Source organism: Streptomyces sp. NPDC085866 (genome assembly GCF_044541035.1).
In the GTDB taxonomy this organism is placed as follows: domain Bacteria; phylum Actinomycetota; class Actinomycetes; order Streptomycetales; family Streptomycetaceae; genus Streptomyces.
The window spans coordinates 33546-51733 of record NZ_JBITSQ010000023.1; the positions used below are offsets into that span (position 1 = coordinate 33546).

Sequence of the window (18188 nt, forward strand, 5' to 3'; positions counted from 1 at the left end):
TCGGATTCCCCGTCTCTGATTCAGTTTTCTAACTCAAGTCCGACTTGACCGAATTCACCGCGTCGCGGATGGCCTGGTCCGTCTCCGTGAAGTTATTGTTGGCCGAGTTCAGACCCTCCGCCAGGGAGGCCGCGCAGTCGGCGAGGAACTCGGCCCCCAACTCCCAGGTGCCGCAGAAGGTGACCAGGGCCTCGGCCGCGGAGTCGTCTCCGATCGCGGAACCCTGTTCGGCCAAACTCTTCAGATCCACCTTCTGAACGGGCGTCAGACATTCCAGAATGTCCGAAGCGCCCTTCTTAAGGACCCCCGGCTCCACTCCCAGGTCAGCCGTCACGAAATCCCCATCCCTCTTCTTTCAACCCCGCCTGCACACACGCTCCTTGGCGGTCGGCGCGCTCACGCTAGCACCAATATCAAGCCATAAATGTCGAGCTCACCTCGCCCACACGACTCCTGCCGTTGAGCGTCACCCGAGCCTCGCCGTCCGGCCGACACGACAGGAAGGCGGCCGGCCTCACCCCGTGGAGAAAATGAAGAGTTCCGCAGGCGGAGTGAAGGAGATATGGAGGGTGCGCGCATTCTCGGCTTCGCGCGGCCGGCTAATGGCCGGAGCACCCTTCGTCCTGCCCACAGCACCTCGCCAAGTACGCTATCCGGGTCTTCTTGCCATAACCCGCCGACCCGGAGTACACGATGCTCAAAACCCGGATGACCACCGTTGTTTCGATCCTCGCGGCCGCAGCAGCCGGCACGCTGCTTCTGGGCTGCTCGGCCTCGGTCGAGGTCAAGAAGTCCACGCCGCCCAAGCTGTCCGCGGACAAGCTCTCCAGCACGCTCTCCGAAAAGCTCGCCGCCGCCACAAATCAGCCCAAGCCCCGCATCTCCTGCCCCGAAGACCTCGTCGGCAAGGTCGGCACCACCACGCGCTGCAAGCTGACGGCGAGCGACGGCAGCACCTTGGGCGTAACGGTCAAGGTCACCTCCGTCAGCGGAGACCAGATCCACTACGACTTCAAGGCCGACGACAAGGCTTCCCCGGCCCCGAACTGACCGGCGCCCAGGGCTGTTTGGGGAGGTCTTTACGTAACCGAAGGCATGAAAGCGCTACGGTACGACCCGATCGCTGCAACGGGGGTGCCCGCGCTGCCGGCACCGTACGACGGCAAGCAGGGAAGGCGGGGCTCATGGCAGGGGCGGAGCAGGTGCAGCCGGGAAGCGACGGGACGGCACAGCCCGTCGGTATGCGACTGAACCAGGTGCCGGGCGATGTCGGGGGCTCCTCCGCTCCCCCGGGACTGACCGGGGGTCAGAAGCTCGTTTCCACACCGGCCCAGAAGCAGACCGCGGCCAACGCCATCGAGCAGCACATCGAGCCCGACACCAGTAAGGCCGGCGACTACGCGGACACGGAGACCGACACCGCAGTCACGGCCTTCCGTGACGGATGGCACACCTCGGGGGCGCTGAAGAAGGCGCATGCGTCCTGGGGCGGACAGGTGAAGAACCTGATGAACATGCTCGCCTCTGACAAGGCGGCCCTGCGCAAGGCCAACAACACCCTGCAGACCACGGACCTCCAGGTCGGGGCGCACTCGAACTCGGTGTCGGTACTCAACGGGTACTGACCGGGCGGCATCACACGCTCAGTCCTGAGCCACGTCTCAACCGGCAGTCCGCTACGGGAATGACAACGGGGATCCCATGCCGACCTATCACGAGATCATGACGACCGACCTGTCCGCGCTCACGACGGCCGCAGAGCGCTGGGACGGGATGGCGAAGGAGTTCCACAAGCAGGAGGTCGCGTACCAGCGGGACGTATGCGGCATCACCCTGGGTCCAGGCTGGTCCGGGCAGAGCGCGGACGCCGCCAACGGACGCTTCAACACCACGCTCAAGCAGTTCCAGGCCGCGCAGGTCGAGGCCAAGGCGGTGGCCTCACTGCTGCGTGAGGCGCACACGGACTTCACGAACATCCGCAAGAAGCTGGAGTCCGCCCGGGCGGACGCCGTCAAGGCCGGCATGGCGGTGTCGGAGGGAGGCGTGGTCTCCTACGACACCACGAAGCTGAGCGAGGGCGAACGCACCGCCCTGCATCATGACCCCGACTACCAGGAGTCCGTGGGCAAGGCCAAGGCCTCCTGGCAGGCGGAGATCAACCGGCTCGTGAAGGAGATGTGCGACACCGACAGCGAGGTCGAGAATGCCCTCACCCGGGTGGTGATCGACTCCGACCTGAGTGACGGCACGCTCACCGGCTTCAACAGCCAAGCCCACGGCGACATCAAGACGTACGAGGACGAGGCCAAGCGCGAGGCCGCCCAGACCAAGCCCGACGGGTGGAAGTCCGAGGGCAAGACCGAGACGTCCGGCCCCGGGGTCGGGGCGAGCGCGAAGGGGCCCGACGCCGGATCCGGCAAACTCGGCGAGGCGGAGGCGCACGCCGACCTGGGCAGCGCGAGCGCCGAGGGCTCGCTCACCAGGGGGCCGTGGAAGCTCGACGGAAAGGCCGAGGCCTACTCGGGCGCCAAGGTCTCCGCCGAGGGCGGCGTCTCCCAGGACGGCATCGAAGGAAGCGCGAGCGCCTTCGCCGGGGGTGAGGGCTCGGCCGAGGGTGGCGTCAGTCTCGGCCCGGCCGGCGTCTCCGCGAAGGCCGAGGGCATGGTGGGCGCCGAGGCCAACGCCGACGCCGGGGTGACCAAAGATGGTGTCCACGTGGGCGGCGAGGCCTTCGCGGGCGCCAAGGGCGGTGGCGAGATCGGTGCGGACGTCGGAGGCGTCTCGGCGGGCTTCTCTGCCGAGGGTTGGGCCGGACCCGGTGCCGAGGCGAGCCTGGACTTCGGCAAGAACCAACAAGGCGCGTGGGAGTTCAGCACCAAGGTGGGCCTCTCCCCCGCCCTCGGCGGTGAGGTGGGCGTCAACTTCAGTGTCGACCCGGACAAGGTCGTCCACACGGCGGGGGACCTGGCCGACGCCGTGGGTGATGGCGTGCATTCGCTCGGGAATGCGATCACCAGTGTGTTCTGACCCTCTCACCCATCGGCTCTGAACCGGCACTCCCGTGGCCCACCGCCACGGGAGTGCCGTCGTAGGAAGGAAACCTCGCGATGTCGACGACCCTGCCGATCCCGCTCCAGTTCGATCTGCCGCACGGCTGGCGATCCGCACCGCCGGACGAGGTCGGCGCGCCCGGCGCGGCGTTCGTCGCGGTTCATCTGCCGTCGGACGCCGGCTTCACCGCGAACATCACCGTCGACGGGGCGTACCGCCCCGACGCCGCGACGCTGCCCGAGATCGCCGACGAGTCGGTGGGGCACATGGACGAGGCCGTCGCCTCGGTCCTGGTCACCGACCGGCGTGAGACCGGCTCCGTGGATGCGCCGGGGCTCACCCAGACCCTGGCCTTCTCGGTCCTCGCGGGCGGGAGGAGCCGCGACCTCGTGCAGTCCCAGGTGTACCTGTCCGTGCTCGACGTCGACGATCCGCACCGGCGGGTGGTGATCCGGCTGATGCTCACCTCCACCGCGTCGCAGCACCCCGCCCTGCTGGAGGACTTCCGGGAACTGGTGCGCACCGTCCGCCCGGGCGAGGGTGCCACGCCGTAGCGACTTCCCTGGAGTCGGCGAAGCTTGTGCCGCCGACCCCGTCCTTCGTAGGTTGGCCCCATGGGACTCTTCGACAAACTCACCGGCACCCAGCACCCCCCGGAGGGAGTTTCACCGGTCCCGGGAGAGGAACTGCGGACGGCACTGCTCGGGCTCAACCAGCCCGATGTTCCCTACGTCATCCGTTACGGCGGCGGTGAACAGTGCGACCTGCTGGCGGAGTGGCGGTTGACGGAGCCTGCCTGGCAGCACATCTTCGTCCAGTCCCAGGTCAGTCACGCGGTGCGGATCCGCATGCGGCTGGACCACAAGGAGCACGAGGTACGCGCTCTCGAGGAGCAGTGGGAGGTCAGCCGGGTCGGGACCTCGACGACGCTCCAGAGGACGTCGGAGTACACGCGCGGGCCGAGCCGGACCGTCAGCCGCCGGTGGACCGTCGGACGTGGGGAAAGCGGTCGGCTCGAGGCGGCGGAGACCTTCAGCTTCGACAGCGCGCAGTTGCGCGAGCCGCTGCGCGACACCGTCCTCAAGTCCGGCTGGACCTGGCGGAGCGTGGTCTTCGGCAAGCTGTGAGCCTCGGCACCCCAGCGTCGGCATCCCACCGGAGCTCAGCACTCACCCTTCGGTGGCTCCATGGCGATCCCGTACCCGGGTACGTCAGCGTCTCCTCCCGGCCACCGGTACCCGGCGGCGTGTGCGGGGCGTCGCCGCCGCCGTACCGGATCAGCTTGTAGCGGTACGGCGGCCAGGGCCGGGCCCAGCACGTTCAGCCCGGTCAGGCCGTCGATCGGCCGCCCGGCAGCTGCCTGCCGCGCCTGCGGCGTCCGTCCCGTACCGCCACGGCCGTACCGCTCAGCCCCGCCACCACGACCAGGCCTCCCACCACGACGTACGTCGCCATGCGGGAGTTGCGTTCGTCCGCCGTCTCACCGAAGTGCAGGGGCGTGACCGAGGGTGCCTCGCCCTTGGCGACGCCGTCCTCGGGTTTCGGTGACTCGACGGGGTGTTCCGGATCCACATCGGTCAACGCCTTCACCGGATCCACCACCCCCCAGCCCACCAGTCGGTCCTGCCCCGGGATCGAGCGTTCCGCGGTCTGCTCGATCTGGGCGGCGACCTCCTGGGCCGTCCAATCGGGGTACTTGGCCTTCAACAGGGCCGCCACGCCCGCCACATACGGCGCCGAGAAGCTCGTGCCGTTGTCCGAGCAGTGGCCGCCGCCCGGGACCGTGGAGATCATGTCGACGCCGGGAGCCGAGACCCCCACGAAATCCCCCGACTGTGAAAAGGCCGCCCGTTCGTTGTTGCGGTCGGACGCCCCCACCGCCAGGACACCCTTGTACGACGCCGGATACGTCCGCTTGACGTTGCCGCCCAGACCGTCGTTGCCGGCCGACGCCACGACCACGACCTTCTTGCCCAGCGCGAAGTCGACGGCCTCCTTCAGACGCGAGTCGGGCTCGACCGCGTTGGCCGTGTCCTGGGAGATGTTGATGACCTTCGCGCCCGCCTGCACCGCGTAGTGGATCGCCGTGGCGAGGGTGACCGCCGTGCCGTCGCCTTCGGCGTCGTTCTGCTTGATCGGGATGATCGTCGCCTTCGGGGCCAGGCCCACGAAGCCCGTTCCCTTGGCCGGGCGGGCCGCGATGATGCCGGCCACGCGCGTGCCGTGGCCGACCGTGTCCGTGGTGCCCGAGCTGTTGCCGCGCTCGATCTTCTCGCCCTTGGCGTTCTTGGTGGGCAGCAGGTTCTTGCCCTTCGAGGCGTCAACGGCCCCGGTGAGCTGCGAGTTCTTGACGTCCACCCCGGTGTCGATCACGGCCACACTGACGCCCTTGCCCGTCGACTGCGCCCACAGCGCGTCCAGGTTGACGCGCTGCAGCGCCCAGGGCCGGCCCGCGTAGGGCTTCGACGGGAACGTGCACTGGCCGTCGTCCGCCCGGGCCGGGGAGGCCGGGAGGGCGACCACCGTGGTCGTCGCGGTGAGGACCACCGCGGCGGCCACGCCCGCCGTCCGGGCCGCGGTCCCAGGTGTCCTTGCCTTCAGCATGAGTTCGCTTCTCCTCCGCCCGCTCCGCTACGAACCCTGCGGCTGCCGCGCCGCCGCCTCCGACAGGCGCGGGCCCGTCGGCAGGAACCTGGACCACTCCAGGGGAATGGGCGTGGGCTTGACGTTCTCGTAGCCGAGACGGGTCTGGGCGATCTTCGCCTCGGTCAGCTCCTCCTTGCGCTGCTTGGCGGAGGTGCCGATGCCCTGGTCGTCGGTGGCGCTGTCGCTGTTGGACTGCAGGGCGTAGCGCAGGCCCGTGTCCGTGACCAGGAAGACACCGCCGGCGTCGGTCTCCGTGCCCTGGAACTGGCGGTAGAGCTGGCCGGAGCCGGCGGTGACGTAACCGCTGGAGGAGCCGGTGGGCAGCTGGGCGGGGAAGTCCGTGCCCACCCAGGTCGACAGCGTGGTCCGGCCCTTGCCGGCGACCGAGCGCATGACGTTGCAGACCGTGTTGCGGCCGCTCGTGGTGCTGGAGCCGTCGTTCACCGTCTTCGGCTTGTACGTCGGCCAGTTCTTGTTCCCGTCGAACGTCGTGCTGTCGGCGACCGCGCCGGGGCTGACCTGCTGCGCCTCACCGGCCTGGTCCGTGCCGATGAGGTCCCCGCTGTTGAGCAGGAGCGTGGCCGTGAACTCGGAGATCCGGGCGACCTTTCCCTGCAGCACGACGTAGTACTGCATCGACTGGCCGTCGTAGGCCTTGATGACCTCGCCGATCTTGTCGTACTGGCGCAGCAGGGGCGAGGCGTTGGCCTTCGCGCCGGGCGTGCCCTGGATCGGCGGGATCGCGATCGGGCTGCCCTTGTGAAGGGTGTCGAGCCATTGCTGGGAGACGCGCTGCGGGGCGCGGCCCTGGGTGTCGAGGGCCTTGAGCAGTTCCTTGTCGGCCGGGTCGGCGATCTGGTACGCCATGCCCCGCGCGTCGACGACGTACTGGGTCTTGCCGTCCGGGGCGACGACGTACATCAGGTCACCGTGGGTGAGCTTGTTCGGCCCCTCCGTCTTCGGCCATTCCCTCTTCGCGAGAACGAACGCCGCCTTCTGGATGGCGCGGCCTCCGTCGCCGGGGCGTTCGCAGACCATCCAGCGCTTGGCGGTCGAGGCCTCGTCCGAGGTGGGCAGGCGGTCGGGGGCGTAGGGGATGCCGATGGTGGCGCCGTGCGGGGGCTTGCCGCTGTCCAGGATCTTCTCGTCGACGGTGATGACGCTGTCGTGACTGGGGTCCAGAAGGAGCTTGGCCGAGGCCATGTTGAGGACCGGGTGCAGCTGCGTCTGTGTGCCCGTCTTCAGGACGACGTACCGCGTGGTCGACTCGCTTGCGACGATGACGTGTTCTTCGGGTTTGTCCCAACCCTTGGGCGCGGTCGGGCTGAACATGCCGATCGCGCCGAACACCGCGAGGATCACCACGCCGACGACGGCGCCGGGCACCAGTGCGCCCAGCGGCTTGGGGGCGCCCTCCTCCGAGCCGGAGGGGGAAGGCTGCAGGAATGATGCGAGCGTACGGCGCTTCGCGAAGGTGTAGGCGTTGAGTTCGTCCCGCCGTGATGCCATCTGTGTCCGCTCTCTCCCCGTTGCGGAGCCGTGGGGGACCTGTGAAGATCCGTCCCCCGCCCTCGGTTGCCTCTGGTGTCTCGACTGTCAGACCCGGCCCCTACTATGCCTGTTGCTAGGACGTGCGTGTGGCACGGGTAGGGTGCTCAGGGCTTGAAGGGACCGGAGCGCAAGGGTTTTCGGGAGAGTTCGGGGGTTTTGGAGTGATGGCTTCCGCAACGCGGACCCGGTCGCGATCGCAATCGGGGTCACGATCGGGTGGCACGCGCCGGTCGCGTGGTCGTGGCACTTCTTCCCCCCGGCCGGGCGCCCAGCAGGCACCCACGCCGTATCAGGGCGCTTTCGCGCCACATCTGGAGTCCCGTTCGGGGCGCGGCGGTTCGTTCGCGGTGCAGCGGCTGGTGCTGCTGGAGATCGCGGGCGCGCTCGTGGTGTGCGGGTGGCTTCTCGGTATGGTCGCGCTGATCGCCGCCGTCACCGTTGCCGCCGTGTTCGTGGTGCTCGCCGTCGTACGACGCCGGGGGCGCTCCCTGCCGGAATGGCTCGGCACCCTGCTGGCGCTGCGGGCCCGCAGGCGGCGGGCCGCGAGCACACCGGTGCCGCCGGGCACCGACTCCGGTCTCGCGCCCGCCGTGGAGTGCGACCCGACCCTGCGCACGTACAGCTACAGCCGCGGCGACGACCGCGACCAGCGACCCATCGGCATGGTGGGCGACGGCGGCTTCCTGACGGCGGTGCTCCAGGTGGAGTCGGGCGCCGACGCGCTGCGCGCGGAGCGCAGCCGCAGACCGCTGCCTCTGGCCCTGGTGCGGGACGTCCTCGAAGTCGACGGAATCCGGCTGGAGTCGGCGCAGATCGTGGTGCACACGCAGCCCGCACCCGCGCTGCACCTGCCCCAGCAGTCGGTCGTGGTCAGCAACTACGCGCCGCTGCAGGCCCAGACCGGCTCCCCCGCGGTGCGCATCACGTGGATCGCGCTGAAGCTCGATCCCGAGCTGTGCCCGGAGGCGGTGGCCGCGCGCGGCGGCGGGCTGGTGGGCGCGCAGAAGTGCCTGACCCGCTCGGCCGAGCACCTGGCGAGCCGGCTGACCGGCGCCGGGTTCCAGGCGAACGTGCTCACCGAGGAGGAGCTGACGGCCGCCATCGCCACCTCCGCGTGCGCCAACCCGATGGTGACGGCTCAGGCGGCCCAGGCCGGGCGGGGCGAGGCGCAGCAGCGCCGAACCGAGGAGTCCAGCCGCAGCTGGCGCTGCGACAACCGCCGGCACACCACCTACTGGGTGCGCCGCTGGCCCCAACTGGGCGGATCCGGCGGGTCGCTGGCGCAGTTGGTGGCGCAGCTCACGGCGGTTCCCGCGCTGGCGACGACCTTCAGCCTGACGCTGGCCAAGGGCACGCAGCAGGACGTGGCCATCACCGGCCATCTGCGGATCACCGGCCGCAGCAACCAGGAGCTGACCAACGCGCGGCGCGATCTGGAGCAGGCTGCGCGGCAGACGCGGACCGGGCTCGCGCGCCTGGACCGTGAACAACTCCCCGGCGTTCTCGCCACTCTGCCGCTCGGAGGTGCCCGCTGATGGCCATGACGACTTCGCCCGCCCCTTCGGAGACGAACCGGTCGGCGCCGGGCCTCGGCGAGCGGCTGCGCACCGGCTTCGGCCTGCTGGGCCCCCGTCACCCGCGGCACGCGCTGCCCCTGGAGCAGGCCGACGCGCTGTCCCTGCCGATAGGCGACGACGGAGTGGTGGTCGGCGACAACGCCGAGGGCCAGCCCGCCGTGCTCGGGGTGAACCGTCCGACGCCCTACGACATCGTGCTCATCGGCGGCCTGTGGACCGCGCAGGTCATGGCGCTGCGCGCGGCCGCGACGGGCGCGCGCGTGGCCGTGGAGACGGGCCGGGCGCAGGCCTGGATGCCGATGGTGCACGCCATGGGCGGCGGGCAGAACGGCCTCGCGGTGTACGACGTCGGCCGCGTGCCCCCGCAGGGCGCCTCGGCCGGCACGCCCGTGCTCGTGGTGCGGGACTGCGGTATGCGGCCCCCGCGCGGGCGCGTGGTGTCGGCGCCGTGGCAGTCGGTGCTGACCCTGCTGCCGTATCTCAGCCCGGTGGCGCCGCGGTTGATGCGTCAGGCGCGTCTGGTGGGCGTGCAGCGCGTGTCGCCGGACGAGGCGGCGGAGATCGGGCGCGTGCTCGGGCTGCCGCGTACGGAGCTCGAGTCGCTGCCCACGCTGCCGGACGGCGTGACGCTGTGGTGCACGGAGCGGGACCGGCAGTACGTGGTGACGCGCGCGACGGATGCCGAGACCGGACTGCTGGGCGTGGCACGCCGGATGGACTGACGGACGTCCAACTTGGTCCGTTATCACGGGAACTGGCGCGCTATCGCGTGAATTCATGTGCTATCGAGGGCTGAGCGCGCCGCGCCTTCGTCACGTTTTGATGTACGTAGACATGTGCCGCGGAGGTCTCGGGCCCGGTGTGACGCGTCGGACGGGCACGAAGGGGCGGCCGGGCCTGCCGGGCCCGCGCTTCAGGTGATTAGGCTGGTGCCGGGCACGTCGCGAGTTTCCGTGAGCGGGCGGTGCGCGCTCCGCGACAAAAGGGGCCAACCGGCCCCAGGGGGAAGCCCGGCGAATCGTACGACAGGAACGGTCGCCCCCAAGCACGGCACAAGGGTGTTCGACCACACCAGGAGGAACTGTGAACAGCGATCGGGACGGGATCCGCGGGGGTTGGGACACACCCGACGACGACCAGACCGACGCGGAGTCCGGCATCGAGATGACGGGCGAGTTCACGATCGACTACGCGCCGCCCGCCTGGTACACGCAGAACGCGTCGGGCGGTGCGTCCGGTGCGCCCGCTTCGGCTCCGGTGCCGCCACCGGCGGCCACTCCCGCCGCGCCTCCGCCGCCGGTCGGCCAGCCCTTCGGGGTTCCGGACGTGCCGCCCGGTAGCGGCTTCCAGCCGGCCTGGACGGCGGGGTCCGCCCCTGCCGCCCCGCCTGCGACCCCGGCCGCCCCCGTCGCCCCGCCTGCCGCCCCGCCCCAGGCCCCGCTCCCCCCTGTCGTCGCGCCCTTGGTGCCGACCGAGGGGGACAGCGGAGACCTCGTCAGCGGCGCGACCATGCGAATCTCCTCCTCCGCGCTGAAGCGGGAGATCGCGGAGCGGTCCGCCGCGGCGGCCGCTGCCGAGCAGGCCGGTACGAACACCGACACCGGCAGCCACGTGTACGGCAGCGAGCCCTCCGCCGAACAGCGGGTCGGTACTGCCGAGTCGGCGGCGGGCGGGGACGGCGACGGCGTTCCGGAGGCGGACGCGCACGCGGACGCGGACACGGACGCCGAGGACAAGTCCTCCGCTGCTGCCACGGCGCACGTGGGCGAGGAGCCGGACACCGGCGACAGCGCGTCCGAGGGAACGGAGCCGGACGCCCACAAGGACGCCGCGGAGACCGACCTCCCGGCCACCGGTGACGAGTCCGCGCCCGTCAGCGAGCACGAGCACGGCGAAGAAGACACGGCCGGCGCCGACGCCGCCCAGGCCGACGGCGCGTCCCCGGAGGCGGCCTCCGCGCCGAGCGCGCAGGCGCAGACGGCTGCCTCGGAGAACAGCGACGCCCAGGAGGGCGAGGCTCTCGCCGCGGGCGCGGACGCGCAGGGCGACGGCCCCACGGCAGTGGCCCCGGAAGCCGAACAGGTCGCCGCATCCGCCCCTGTCGGCCCCGAGGCCGCACAGGCCGCCCCATCGGCCCCCGCCGGCCCCGAGGCCGCGCAGGCCACCGCATCCGCACCCACCGGCCCTGAAGCCGCGCAGGCCACCGGATCCGCCCCCGCAGGCCCCGAAGCCGCACCGGGAGCCCAGCCCGGCTGGGCTCCCCCACCGGCGCCGCAGGGCAATGTGCCCCCGCTGCCGCCCTCCTACCAGCCCGCCGCTCCGGCCCCGGCCGCACAGTGGCCCGCGCAGCCCCTGCCGGCCGACCCGTCGATGCCGCAGCCGAACGCCGCCCAGGCGCAGCCCCACGCCGCTCCGGGGCAGTCGGCCGTGCCGCCCCAGCAGCCGCCGTTCCAGCCGCAGGCGCCGCAGCCCGCGCCCGCCGCCTGGAACCAGCCGGGCATGCCGACTCCGCCGGCTCCGGCGCAGCCCGCACCGCAGCCGGGCGGGCCCTACACCCCGGGCGCTCCTGGGGTCCCCGGTGCCCCCGGCGTCCCCGCCCCTTCGGCGGAGCAGCCGACGGCACCCGCACCGCAGCCGACCCCGCCGGGCGGTTACGGCTTCCCGCAGCCTCCGGCGCCGCAGCCGACCCCGAGCGGCCCCAACCCGCAGTCGGGCTACGGCTTCCCGCAGCCCGGCACCCCCAACCCTCCCGCCCAGCCCGGGGGCTACGGCTTCCCGCAGCCCGGACAACAGCCCCAGCCCCCACAGAACCCCGAGGCCGCTCAGAGCGCCCCGCAACCCGGCACCCCCAACCCTCCCGCCCAGCCCGGCGGTTACGCCTTCCCCCAGCCCGGACAACAGCCCCAGCCCCCGCAGAACCCCGAGGCCGCTCAGAGCGCCCCGCAGCCCGGCACCCCCACCCCGCCGGCCCAGCCCGGGGGCTACGGCTTCCCGCAGCCCGGACAACAGCAGGCCCCCAGCGGCCCCAACCCGCAGTCCGGCTACGGCTTCCCGCAGCCCGGCACCCCCAACCCTCCCGCCCAGCCCGGCGGTTACGGCTTCCCGCAGCCCGGACAGCAGCCCCAGCCCCCGCAGAACCCCGAGGCCGCGCAGGGCGCCCCGCAGCCGGCCGTCGATCCCCGTGCCGGTGCCGCCTGGCCGCAGCCCGTGCAGCACGACCAGCGGCAGATGACCAACCCGGGTGCGGCGCCGCTGGGTTACACCGCGGCCGTGGAGCTGTCCTCGGACCGGCTGCTCAACTCCAAGAAGCAGAAGGCGAAGAGCGGTCGGCCCGCGGCCGCCGCGTCCCGCTTCAAGCTGGGCGGCAAGAAGGAGGAGGCGGAGCGGCAGCGCAAGCTGGAGCTGATCCGCACGCCGGTGCTGTCCTGCTACCGGATCGCGGTCATCAGCCTCAAGGGCGGTGTCGGCAAGACGACCACCACCACCGCCCTCGGCTCCACCCTCGCCATCGAGCGGCAGGACAAGATCCTCGCCATCGACGCGAACCCGGACGCCGGCACGCTCGGCCGGCGAGTGCGCCGGGAGACCGGTGCGACCATCCGCGACCTGGTCCAGGCGATCCCGTACCTCAACTCGTACATGGACATCCGCCGGTTCACGTCGCAGGCGCCCTCCGGTCTGGAGATCATCGCCAACGACGTCGACCCTGCCGTCTCGACCACGTTCAACGACGAGGACTACCGGCGCGCGATAGACGTGCTCGGCCGGCAGTACCCGGTCATCCTGACCGACTCGGGTACGGGTCTGCTGTACAGCGCGATGCGCGGGGTGCTCGACCTCGCCGACCAGCTCATCATCATCTCGACGCCGTCCGTCGACGGTGCGAGCAGCGCCAGTACGACCCTGGACTGGCTGTCCGCGCACGGCTACGCCGACCTGGTCTCCCGCTCCATCACCGTGATCTCCGGGGTCCGCGAGACCGGCAAGATGATCAAGGTCGAGGACATCGTGTCGCACTTCGAGACGCGCTGCCGCGGTGTGATCGTGGTGCCGTTCGACGAGCACCTGGCCGCCGGTGCCGAGGTGGACCTCGACATGATGCGGCCCAAGGTGCGCGAGGCTTACTTCAACCTCGCCGCCATGGTCGCCGAGGACTTCGTACGCCACCAGCAGTCGCACGGGCTGTGGACGAGCGACGGCAACCCGCCGCCGGTGGCCGCCCCGCCGATGCCGGGCCATGCGATGCCGGGCCAGCCGATGCCGGGTCAACCCATGCCTGGTCAGCCGATGCCGGGTCAACCCATGCCTGGTCAGCCGATGCCGGGTCAGCCCATGCCTGGTCAGCAGTACCCCGGCCAGCCTTACCCCGGTCAGCCTTACCCGCCGCAGCAGAGCCAGCCGCAGCCGTACTCGCCCCAGCAGCCGGGCCTGCCCCACCCGCAGGCCGCCCCGGGCCAGCCGTACCCGCCCCAGCAGGGACAGCCGCCGCAGGGCCGGCCGCCCCAGCCCGAGCTGTACGGCTACCCGCAGCCCCCGCAGGGCGGGCAGCCTCCGCAGGCCCCGCCGCCGCAGTAGTAGGACGGCACGACGAAGGGGCGGCCGGTGCTCATCGCACCGGCCGCCCCTTCGTGTCGTAGAAGCAGAAGAAGAGTCGTGGAGGAACTCAGGCCTACGAAGAACGCAGGCCTACGCCTCCTCGGCGACGATCTCCCGGCACCGCTTCACGTCCTCGGCCATCTGCTCCAGCAGGGCCTCCAGCGACTCGAACTTCGCCTGGCCGCGCACGTACGCCAGGAAGTCGACGGCGACGTGCAGGCCGTACAGGTCGAGGCCGACGCGGTCGATGGCGTACGCCTCCACCGTGCGCTCGGTGCCGTCGAACTGCGGGTTCGTGCCGACGGAGATCGCGGCGGGCATGACCTCGCCCTGCGCGTGCAGATAGCCGGCGTACACGCCGTCGGCGGGGATCGCGGTGTGCGGGAGCGTCTCGACGTTGGCCGTGGGGAAGCCCAGCTCGCGGCCGCGCTGGGCGCCGCGGACGACCACGCCCTCCACCCGGTGCGGGCGGCCCAGGATCTCGCGGGCGCCGGCCACGTCGCCCTCGGCGACCAGGCGCCGGGTCAGGGTCGAGGAGAACGGCTCGCCGCCGCCCGCCGCACCGCTGACGTACAGGTCCACGACCTCGACCTCGAAGTCGTAGACCTTGCCCTGCTCGGTGAGGAACTCCACGCTGCCGGCCGCCTTGTGGCCGAAGCGGAAGTTCGGGCCCTCGACGACCGCCTTGGCGTGCAGCTTGTCGACCAGCACCTTGACGACGAAGTCGGCCGGCGACAGCTTCGAGAACTCGGTGGTGAAGGGGAGGATGAGGCAGGCGTCGACGCCCAGCTCCGCCATCAGCTCGGCACGGCGGTGGTGCGCGGCGAGCAGGGGCGGGTGGCTGCCGGGGCGGACGACCTCGCTCGGGTGCGGGTCGAAGGTGACGACGACGGCCGGGACGCCCAGCTCGCGGGCGCGGTCGACGGCATGCTTGATGATCAGCTGGTGGCCGCGGTGAACACCGTCGTAGGAACCGATGGTGACGACGCTGCGCCCCCAGTCCTGGGGAATGTCCTCCAAGCCACGCCAGCGCTGCACTGTGACCGCTCCTCGAACCCGTGTCCGTGTCTACCGTTGACCTCTTGTGCAGGTCTAAGGGTGCCATGCCGGGTGCCCGGGGCCCGCATCGGCATGGGGGCTGTGACCGGGCGCACGTTCCCGGCGGGCGCTCAGGCCGGTACGCGCACGCCCGCCAGGTTCTCGATCATGCGGCGGGCGCTGGGGCCCACCACCGCGGCCCAGTCCTGAGGGGTCTCGCCCAGCCAGCGGGCCAGCCGTGCGGCGAAGCCGGGCACGTGCCGGGACAGGACGACCAGGCCCCAGTCGAACCGGGTCGCGCCGTCGGGGGTACGGACGAGGAGGAGGCCGGTGCGGTGGACCAGTGCGCGCAGCTCCGCGTCCCGGCCCTCGCCGTGCGGGGCCGCCGCCTGCAGGACGGCGTCCAGGACGTCCGGCTCGTGCTCGTGGGCGAGCAGGAAGTCCAGCAGCTCGCGGCGCAGCGGGCGGGAGGCGGGGGCGCCGGGGGCGGCGAGCACGGTGGCGAGGGCCGCCCGGACCCCTTCGGGGCCGCCGTCGAGGAGGCCGGTGACGAGGGGCAACAGGACGGGGCGGGCGGCGGGGCCCTGGTCGAGGCGTCGGTCGACGTACGCGGCCACGTGTCCGGCGGTCTCCGGCCGCAGCCCCACCGCCTCCCGGACCAGGGTGGCGACCCGGCGGGCCAGGGCCGGGGTGGTGACGTCGGCGAGCGTGCGGAGCGTCTCCCCGGCGTCCGGGCCGCCGCGCAGACGGGCGCGGAAGGCCTCGAGGACCGGTTCGGGGTGGCTGGTCAGGGCCGGGACCAGGGCGTCGGGTGGGAACTGCGGGTCGCCGTCGGCGAAGTGGCGCAGGGCCTCGGCGAGATGACGGTCGCGGGTGTCCGGGTCACGCACCAGGACGGCGAGGGCGCCGCCGTGCACGGTGCAGTCGGCGGGGCGGGCGAGCAGGGCGAGGGCGGCGTAGCGCAGCAGTTCACGGTCGGCGGCCGAGCGGACGTGGGAGGCCGCGCGCAGGCCGTACGCCACCGCGGCCACCCGGCGGGCGGGGCGCTCGTCGTGGGCCCAGCGGTCGACGGCCCGGCAGACCGCCGAGGGCTCGTCCTCGGCGAGGCCGACGAGCAGCTCTTCGGCCCTGGGGTGCGCGCTCTCCACCAGCACCTCGGTGAGGTCGTCCAGGGCTCCGTGCCGGTGCGTGTGCAGCAGGGCCTGCGCGGCGGTCGCCACGGTGGCGTGCGGGGTCGCGGGCAGCGGCCGCTCGTCGTCGAACCAGCGGGTGAGTTGCGGCTGTACGGCACCGGGTTCGGCGGCGAGCAGCCGGGCCACGGCGTCCAGGTGGCGCTCGCCCGCGGCGGCGCACCCCGGCTCCGACGGTTCCCGGTCCGCGAGGACCAGCTCCCGCAGCAGTGCGAAGCGCTCCGCCTCCGGGAGGGGCAGGGCGGTCCAGAAGGCGGGGCCGAACTCGGACGGCAGGGGCCGCCCGCCCAGGCTCCAGGCGACGACGCGGTCGGCCAGGAGGCGGAGCACCTCCGTGTACGGCGTCGCGTCCGGGACCTGCAGGAGGGTGCGGGCGAGCAGCCGGGCGGCCCACCAGGACGTGGGATCCAGGTCCAGGGCGTCCACCAACTCCGTTAGCTTGAAGGAGAGTTGGCGGGGGCCCTGCTGGCGGCCGAGGAGGAGCAGTGCCTGGACGACCGGGCCGACGCGGTGGTGCGGGACGGGGAGCGGGTGGGCTCCCTGCGGGGTGCGGGGGCGGTGGACCAGGGCGTGCAGGGCCTCGTCCAGGTCGAGGTGCATGCCCTGGATCCAGTCGGCCAGCTCCTCGTAGGCGAAGCGGTACCCGCCGCCGGCCGGGACCAGGAGGCCTTCGGTGAGGACGGCGGAGGCCCAACCGGAGCCGCCGCCGAGCCGGGCCGGGGCGGGCCCCCAGGGGAACACCGCCTCGAAGGAGGCCCGGTCCAGCTCGCCCTGGCCGGGGCCGAGGCTGCACCGGGCGGCCTCGTGCACCTGCCCGGCCACCCGGGCCGCGAGCCGCCGCACGGCCGTGCCGCGCAGCCCGTTCTCGGCGGCGAGGCGGACCGCGATGCGCAGGCACATCAGATCGAGGTGGGCGGCGAAGACCTCGTGCCGGTCGAGCGGCCCGACGGGCGGGGCGTCCGGGAGGGCGGCCCGGACCTCGGCGAGGAGGCGCAGGGTGAGCGGGTGCCGGGCGTCACGGTCGATGAGGGCGCCGTCCGGGACGCCGTAGCGGGCCCGGGCCGTGCGGGCCTCGTCCCGGGTGAGGTCGGCGAGCCGCACACACGCCGGCCCGTGGCGCAGGTCCGCCGGGAACTCGGCCCCGGCGCGCTCCCAGTACTCCTCCCGGCAGGCCACCACCAGCCGTGCCCCGGTCTCCCGCAGCCAGGCGGCCGTCCCCCTGGTCCACTCGGGCAGCCGGTGGGCGAGGACCGGGGGCATCTCCTCGGGACCGTCGAGCAGGAGCAGCAGCGGGCGGCCGGCCTGCCCGGCAAGGCGGGCCAGCCGCTCGGGGGTGAGCTCGCCGAGGTCGGCGGGGTGCGCGGAACGTGCGGCCGCGACGATCCGGACGGCGCGCCGCAGGGAGCGGCGGGCCGCGTCGGCCACGGAGTCGTCGGCGTCCCTCAGGTCGGCGCCGCGCAACCACAGTGTGGGCGCGGGCCGCTCGCTCCGGCCCCGGCGGGCGGCGAGGGCCGCGAGTTCCGTCGTACGGCCGCTGCCCGGGGCGCCGACCAGGCCGAGCACGGCGGCGCTCCCGCCGTCGGCGAAGGAGGACAACTCCCGTACCGCATCGGCGCGTTCGACCGGCTGCACACGGCCGGGACCGGTCGTACCGACGTACCCGGCGAGGGCGCCCGGCGGGCCGTCCTGGCCCACCGAGGTGGCCGTCAGCTCCAGGACGCCGGCCAGGTTGAGGTCGGCGCCGTAGGCGGGCACGGTGGCCGCGTTGCGGGCGAGCAGCTCGGCCAGCGGGCCGTCGGCCGGCCGCAGCGGCACCGCGAAGCCGGCGTCACGCCCGTCGGAGTGCAGGGCGGTGCCCAGGACGCCCACGACGGCGCCGGTCGCCGCGTCCAGCACCGGTCCCCCGGAGGCGCCGCCGCCGAGCCGGAGTGCGTCCCGGCCGGCGGTGCCGACGGCCAGTTCCAGGGCGTCCTCGATGAGGTGGAAGCGGTCGGTGGCGGTGTACGTCACATGGGTGGCGGCGAGCACGCGTGCCTCGCGCCAGCAGCCCGCGGCGATCCGGACGTAGGTGCCGGCCTCGACGCGCTCCCGAACGGTCAGCGGGAGGGGGGCCACGCCCAGGTCCTCGGTGCGGACCAGGGCGAGGCCGAGCGCGGGCAGCGGGGTGACCGCGTCGGCGCCGAGCACGCAGGTGCGGTCCGTGGCGGTGTGCAGGACCAGCCGGCCGAGTCCGTCGACGGCCTCGTGGCTGGTGAGGAGGGTGCCGTGGTGGTCGGCCAGGAAGCCGACCCCGCGGGGGCGGCCGGCCAGGTCGCGGATCCGGACGAGAACGTGTGTGACGTCTGTGCGAGCCGGGTCGTCGGCACGGTCCGTGCCGTCCCAGCGGCTCTCGTCGTGGTCTCTGTGACCCTCGTCCCGTGCCCGGCCGAAGTCGTCCCGGACCCGGCCGAAGACGCCGGTACGGTTCGCATCACCGCCCCGACCCACCATGGCCGTACCTCCCCGCCCGTGCACACGTGCCCTCGTGATCGACGGTAGG

Annotated in this window: 13 protein-coding genes; 8 read left to right on the forward strand and 5 right to left on the reverse strand. The window is 72.7% G+C overall.

The window, feature by feature from the left end:
* Window positions 1-28: 28 nt before the first annotated feature.
* Window positions 29-250 (reverse strand): hypothetical protein, encoded by a 222-nt coding sequence (locus ACIF83_RS40635; protein ID WP_393483613.1) that lies wholly within the window; start codon window positions 248-250, stop codon window positions 29-31.
* A gap of 458 nt (window positions 251-708) precedes the next feature.
* On the opposite strand from ACIF83_RS40635, the gene ACIF83_RS40640 reads away from it, so the two are divergent.
* From ACIF83_RS40640 to ACIF83_RS40660, 5 genes are all read left to right on the forward strand, one after another.
* Window positions 709-1050, forward strand: coding sequence for a DUF4333 domain-containing protein (locus ACIF83_RS40640; RefSeq protein ID WP_393483610.1), 342 nt, complete (start codon window positions 709-711; stop codon window positions 1048-1050).
* Between the two features lie 134 nt (window positions 1051-1184).
* A complete protein-coding gene (locus tag ACIF83_RS40645) occupies window positions 1185-1625 on the forward strand; it encodes a hypothetical protein (protein ID WP_393483608.1) in 441 nt (146 codons plus the stop codon).
* Between the two features lie 76 nt (window positions 1626-1701).
* Entirely contained in the window at window positions 1702-3027 is a 1326-nt protein-coding gene (locus ACIF83_RS40650) for a hypothetical protein (protein WP_399735005.1), read from the forward strand.
* An 80-nt stretch (window positions 3028-3107) separates the two neighbouring features.
* Window positions 3108-3605, forward strand: a complete 498-nt coding sequence (locus tag ACIF83_RS40655; RefSeq protein ID WP_393483603.1) for a hypothetical protein — start codon at window positions 3108-3110, stop codon at window positions 3603-3605.
* Between the two features lie 60 nt (window positions 3606-3665).
* On the forward strand, window positions 3666-4178 hold the full coding sequence (locus ACIF83_RS40660; protein WP_399735009.1) for a hypothetical protein: 513 nt from the start codon (window positions 3666-3668) through the stop codon (window positions 4176-4178).
* Between the two features lie 202 nt (window positions 4179-4380).
* Here the strand turns inward: ACIF83_RS40660 and mycP are convergent, their stop codons facing one another.
* Together mycP and eccB are read right to left on the reverse strand one after the other, a co-directional pair.
* A complete protein-coding gene (gene mycP, locus ACIF83_RS40665) occupies window positions 4381-5655 on the reverse strand; it encodes a type VII secretion-associated serine protease mycosin (RefSeq protein ID WP_393483597.1) in 1275 nt (424 codons plus the stop codon).
* A gap of 27 nt (window positions 5656-5682) precedes the next feature.
* Window positions 5683-7206 (reverse strand): type VII secretion protein EccB, encoded by a 1524-nt coding sequence (eccB, locus tag ACIF83_RS40670; RefSeq protein WP_393483594.1) that lies wholly within the window; start codon window positions 7204-7206, stop codon window positions 5683-5685.
* A 206-nt stretch (window positions 7207-7412) separates the two neighbouring features.
* Between eccB and eccE the strand changes: the two genes are divergently transcribed.
* From eccE to ACIF83_RS40685, 3 genes are all read left to right on the forward strand, one after another.
* Window positions 7413-8783 carry a type VII secretion protein EccE gene (gene eccE / locus ACIF83_RS40675; RefSeq protein WP_393483591.1) on the forward strand — a complete coding sequence of 457 codons (1371 nt, stop codon included), beginning with the start codon at window positions 7413-7415 and terminating at the stop codon, window positions 8781-8783.
* Complete coding sequence (locus ACIF83_RS40680; protein ID WP_393483588.1) at window positions 8783-9547, forward strand: hypothetical protein; 765 nt, start codon at window positions 8783-8785, stop codon at window positions 9545-9547. Before eccE ends, ACIF83_RS40680 begins: the two co-directional genes overlap by 1 nt.
* 361 nt (window positions 9548-9908) lie before the next feature.
* Window positions 9909-13400 carry an SCO5717 family growth-regulating ATPase gene (locus ACIF83_RS40685; RefSeq protein ID WP_399735015.1) on the forward strand — a complete coding sequence of 1164 codons (3492 nt, stop codon included), beginning with the start codon at window positions 9909-9911 and terminating at the stop codon, window positions 13398-13400.
* 111 nt (window positions 13401-13511) lie between these two features.
* Here ACIF83_RS40685 and ACIF83_RS40690 read toward each other — a convergent pair whose 3' ends face one another.
* Both ACIF83_RS40690 and ACIF83_RS40695 read right to left on the reverse strand, forming a co-directional pair.
* Window positions 13512-14459, reverse strand: coding sequence for a bifunctional riboflavin kinase/FAD synthetase (locus ACIF83_RS40690; RefSeq protein ID WP_393483582.1), 948 nt, complete (start codon window positions 14457-14459; stop codon window positions 13512-13514).
* 131 nt (window positions 14460-14590) lie between these two features.
* A complete protein-coding gene (locus ACIF83_RS40695) occupies window positions 14591-18139 on the reverse strand; it encodes a trypsin-like peptidase domain-containing protein (protein WP_399735018.1) in 3549 nt (1182 codons plus the stop codon).
* Window positions 18140-18188 lie beyond the last annotated feature (49 nt).

Bases quoted from the DNA above. Each gene is read 5' to 3' on its own strand.
- ACIF83_RS40640 (WP_393483610.1), top strand. From the start codon at position 709: ATGACCACCGTTGTTTCGATCCTCGCGGCCGCAGCAGCCGGCACGCTG.
- ACIF83_RS40645 (WP_393483608.1), top strand. From the start codon at position 1,185: ATGGCAGGGGCGGAGCAGGTGCAGCCGGGAAGCGACGGGACGGCACAG.
- ACIF83_RS40650 (WP_399735005.1), top strand. From the start codon at position 1,702: ATGCCGACCTATCACGAGATCATGACGACCGACCTGTCCGCGCTCACG.
- ACIF83_RS40655 (WP_393483603.1), top strand. From the start codon at position 3,108: ATGTCGACGACCCTGCCGATCCCGCTCCAGTTCGATCTGCCGCACGGC.
- ACIF83_RS40660 (WP_399735009.1), top strand. From the start codon at position 3,666: ATGGGACTCTTCGACAAACTCACCGGCACCCAGCACCCCCCGGAGGGA.
- mycP (WP_393483597.1), bottom strand. From the start codon at position 5,655: ATGCTGAAGGCAAGGACACCTGGGACCGCGGCCCGGACGGCGGGCGTG.
- eccB (WP_393483594.1), bottom strand. From the start codon at position 7,206: ATGGCATCACGGCGGGACGAACTCAACGCCTACACCTTCGCGAAGCGC.
- eccE (WP_393483591.1), top strand. From the start codon at position 7,413: ATGGCTTCCGCAACGCGGACCCGGTCGCGATCGCAATCGGGGTCACGA.
- ACIF83_RS40680 (WP_393483588.1), top strand. From the start codon at position 8,783: ATGGCCATGACGACTTCGCCCGCCCCTTCGGAGACGAACCGGTCGGCG.
- ACIF83_RS40695 (WP_399735018.1), bottom strand. From the start codon at position 18,139: ATGGTGGGTCGGGGCGGTGATGCGAACCGTACCGGCGTCTTCGGCCGG.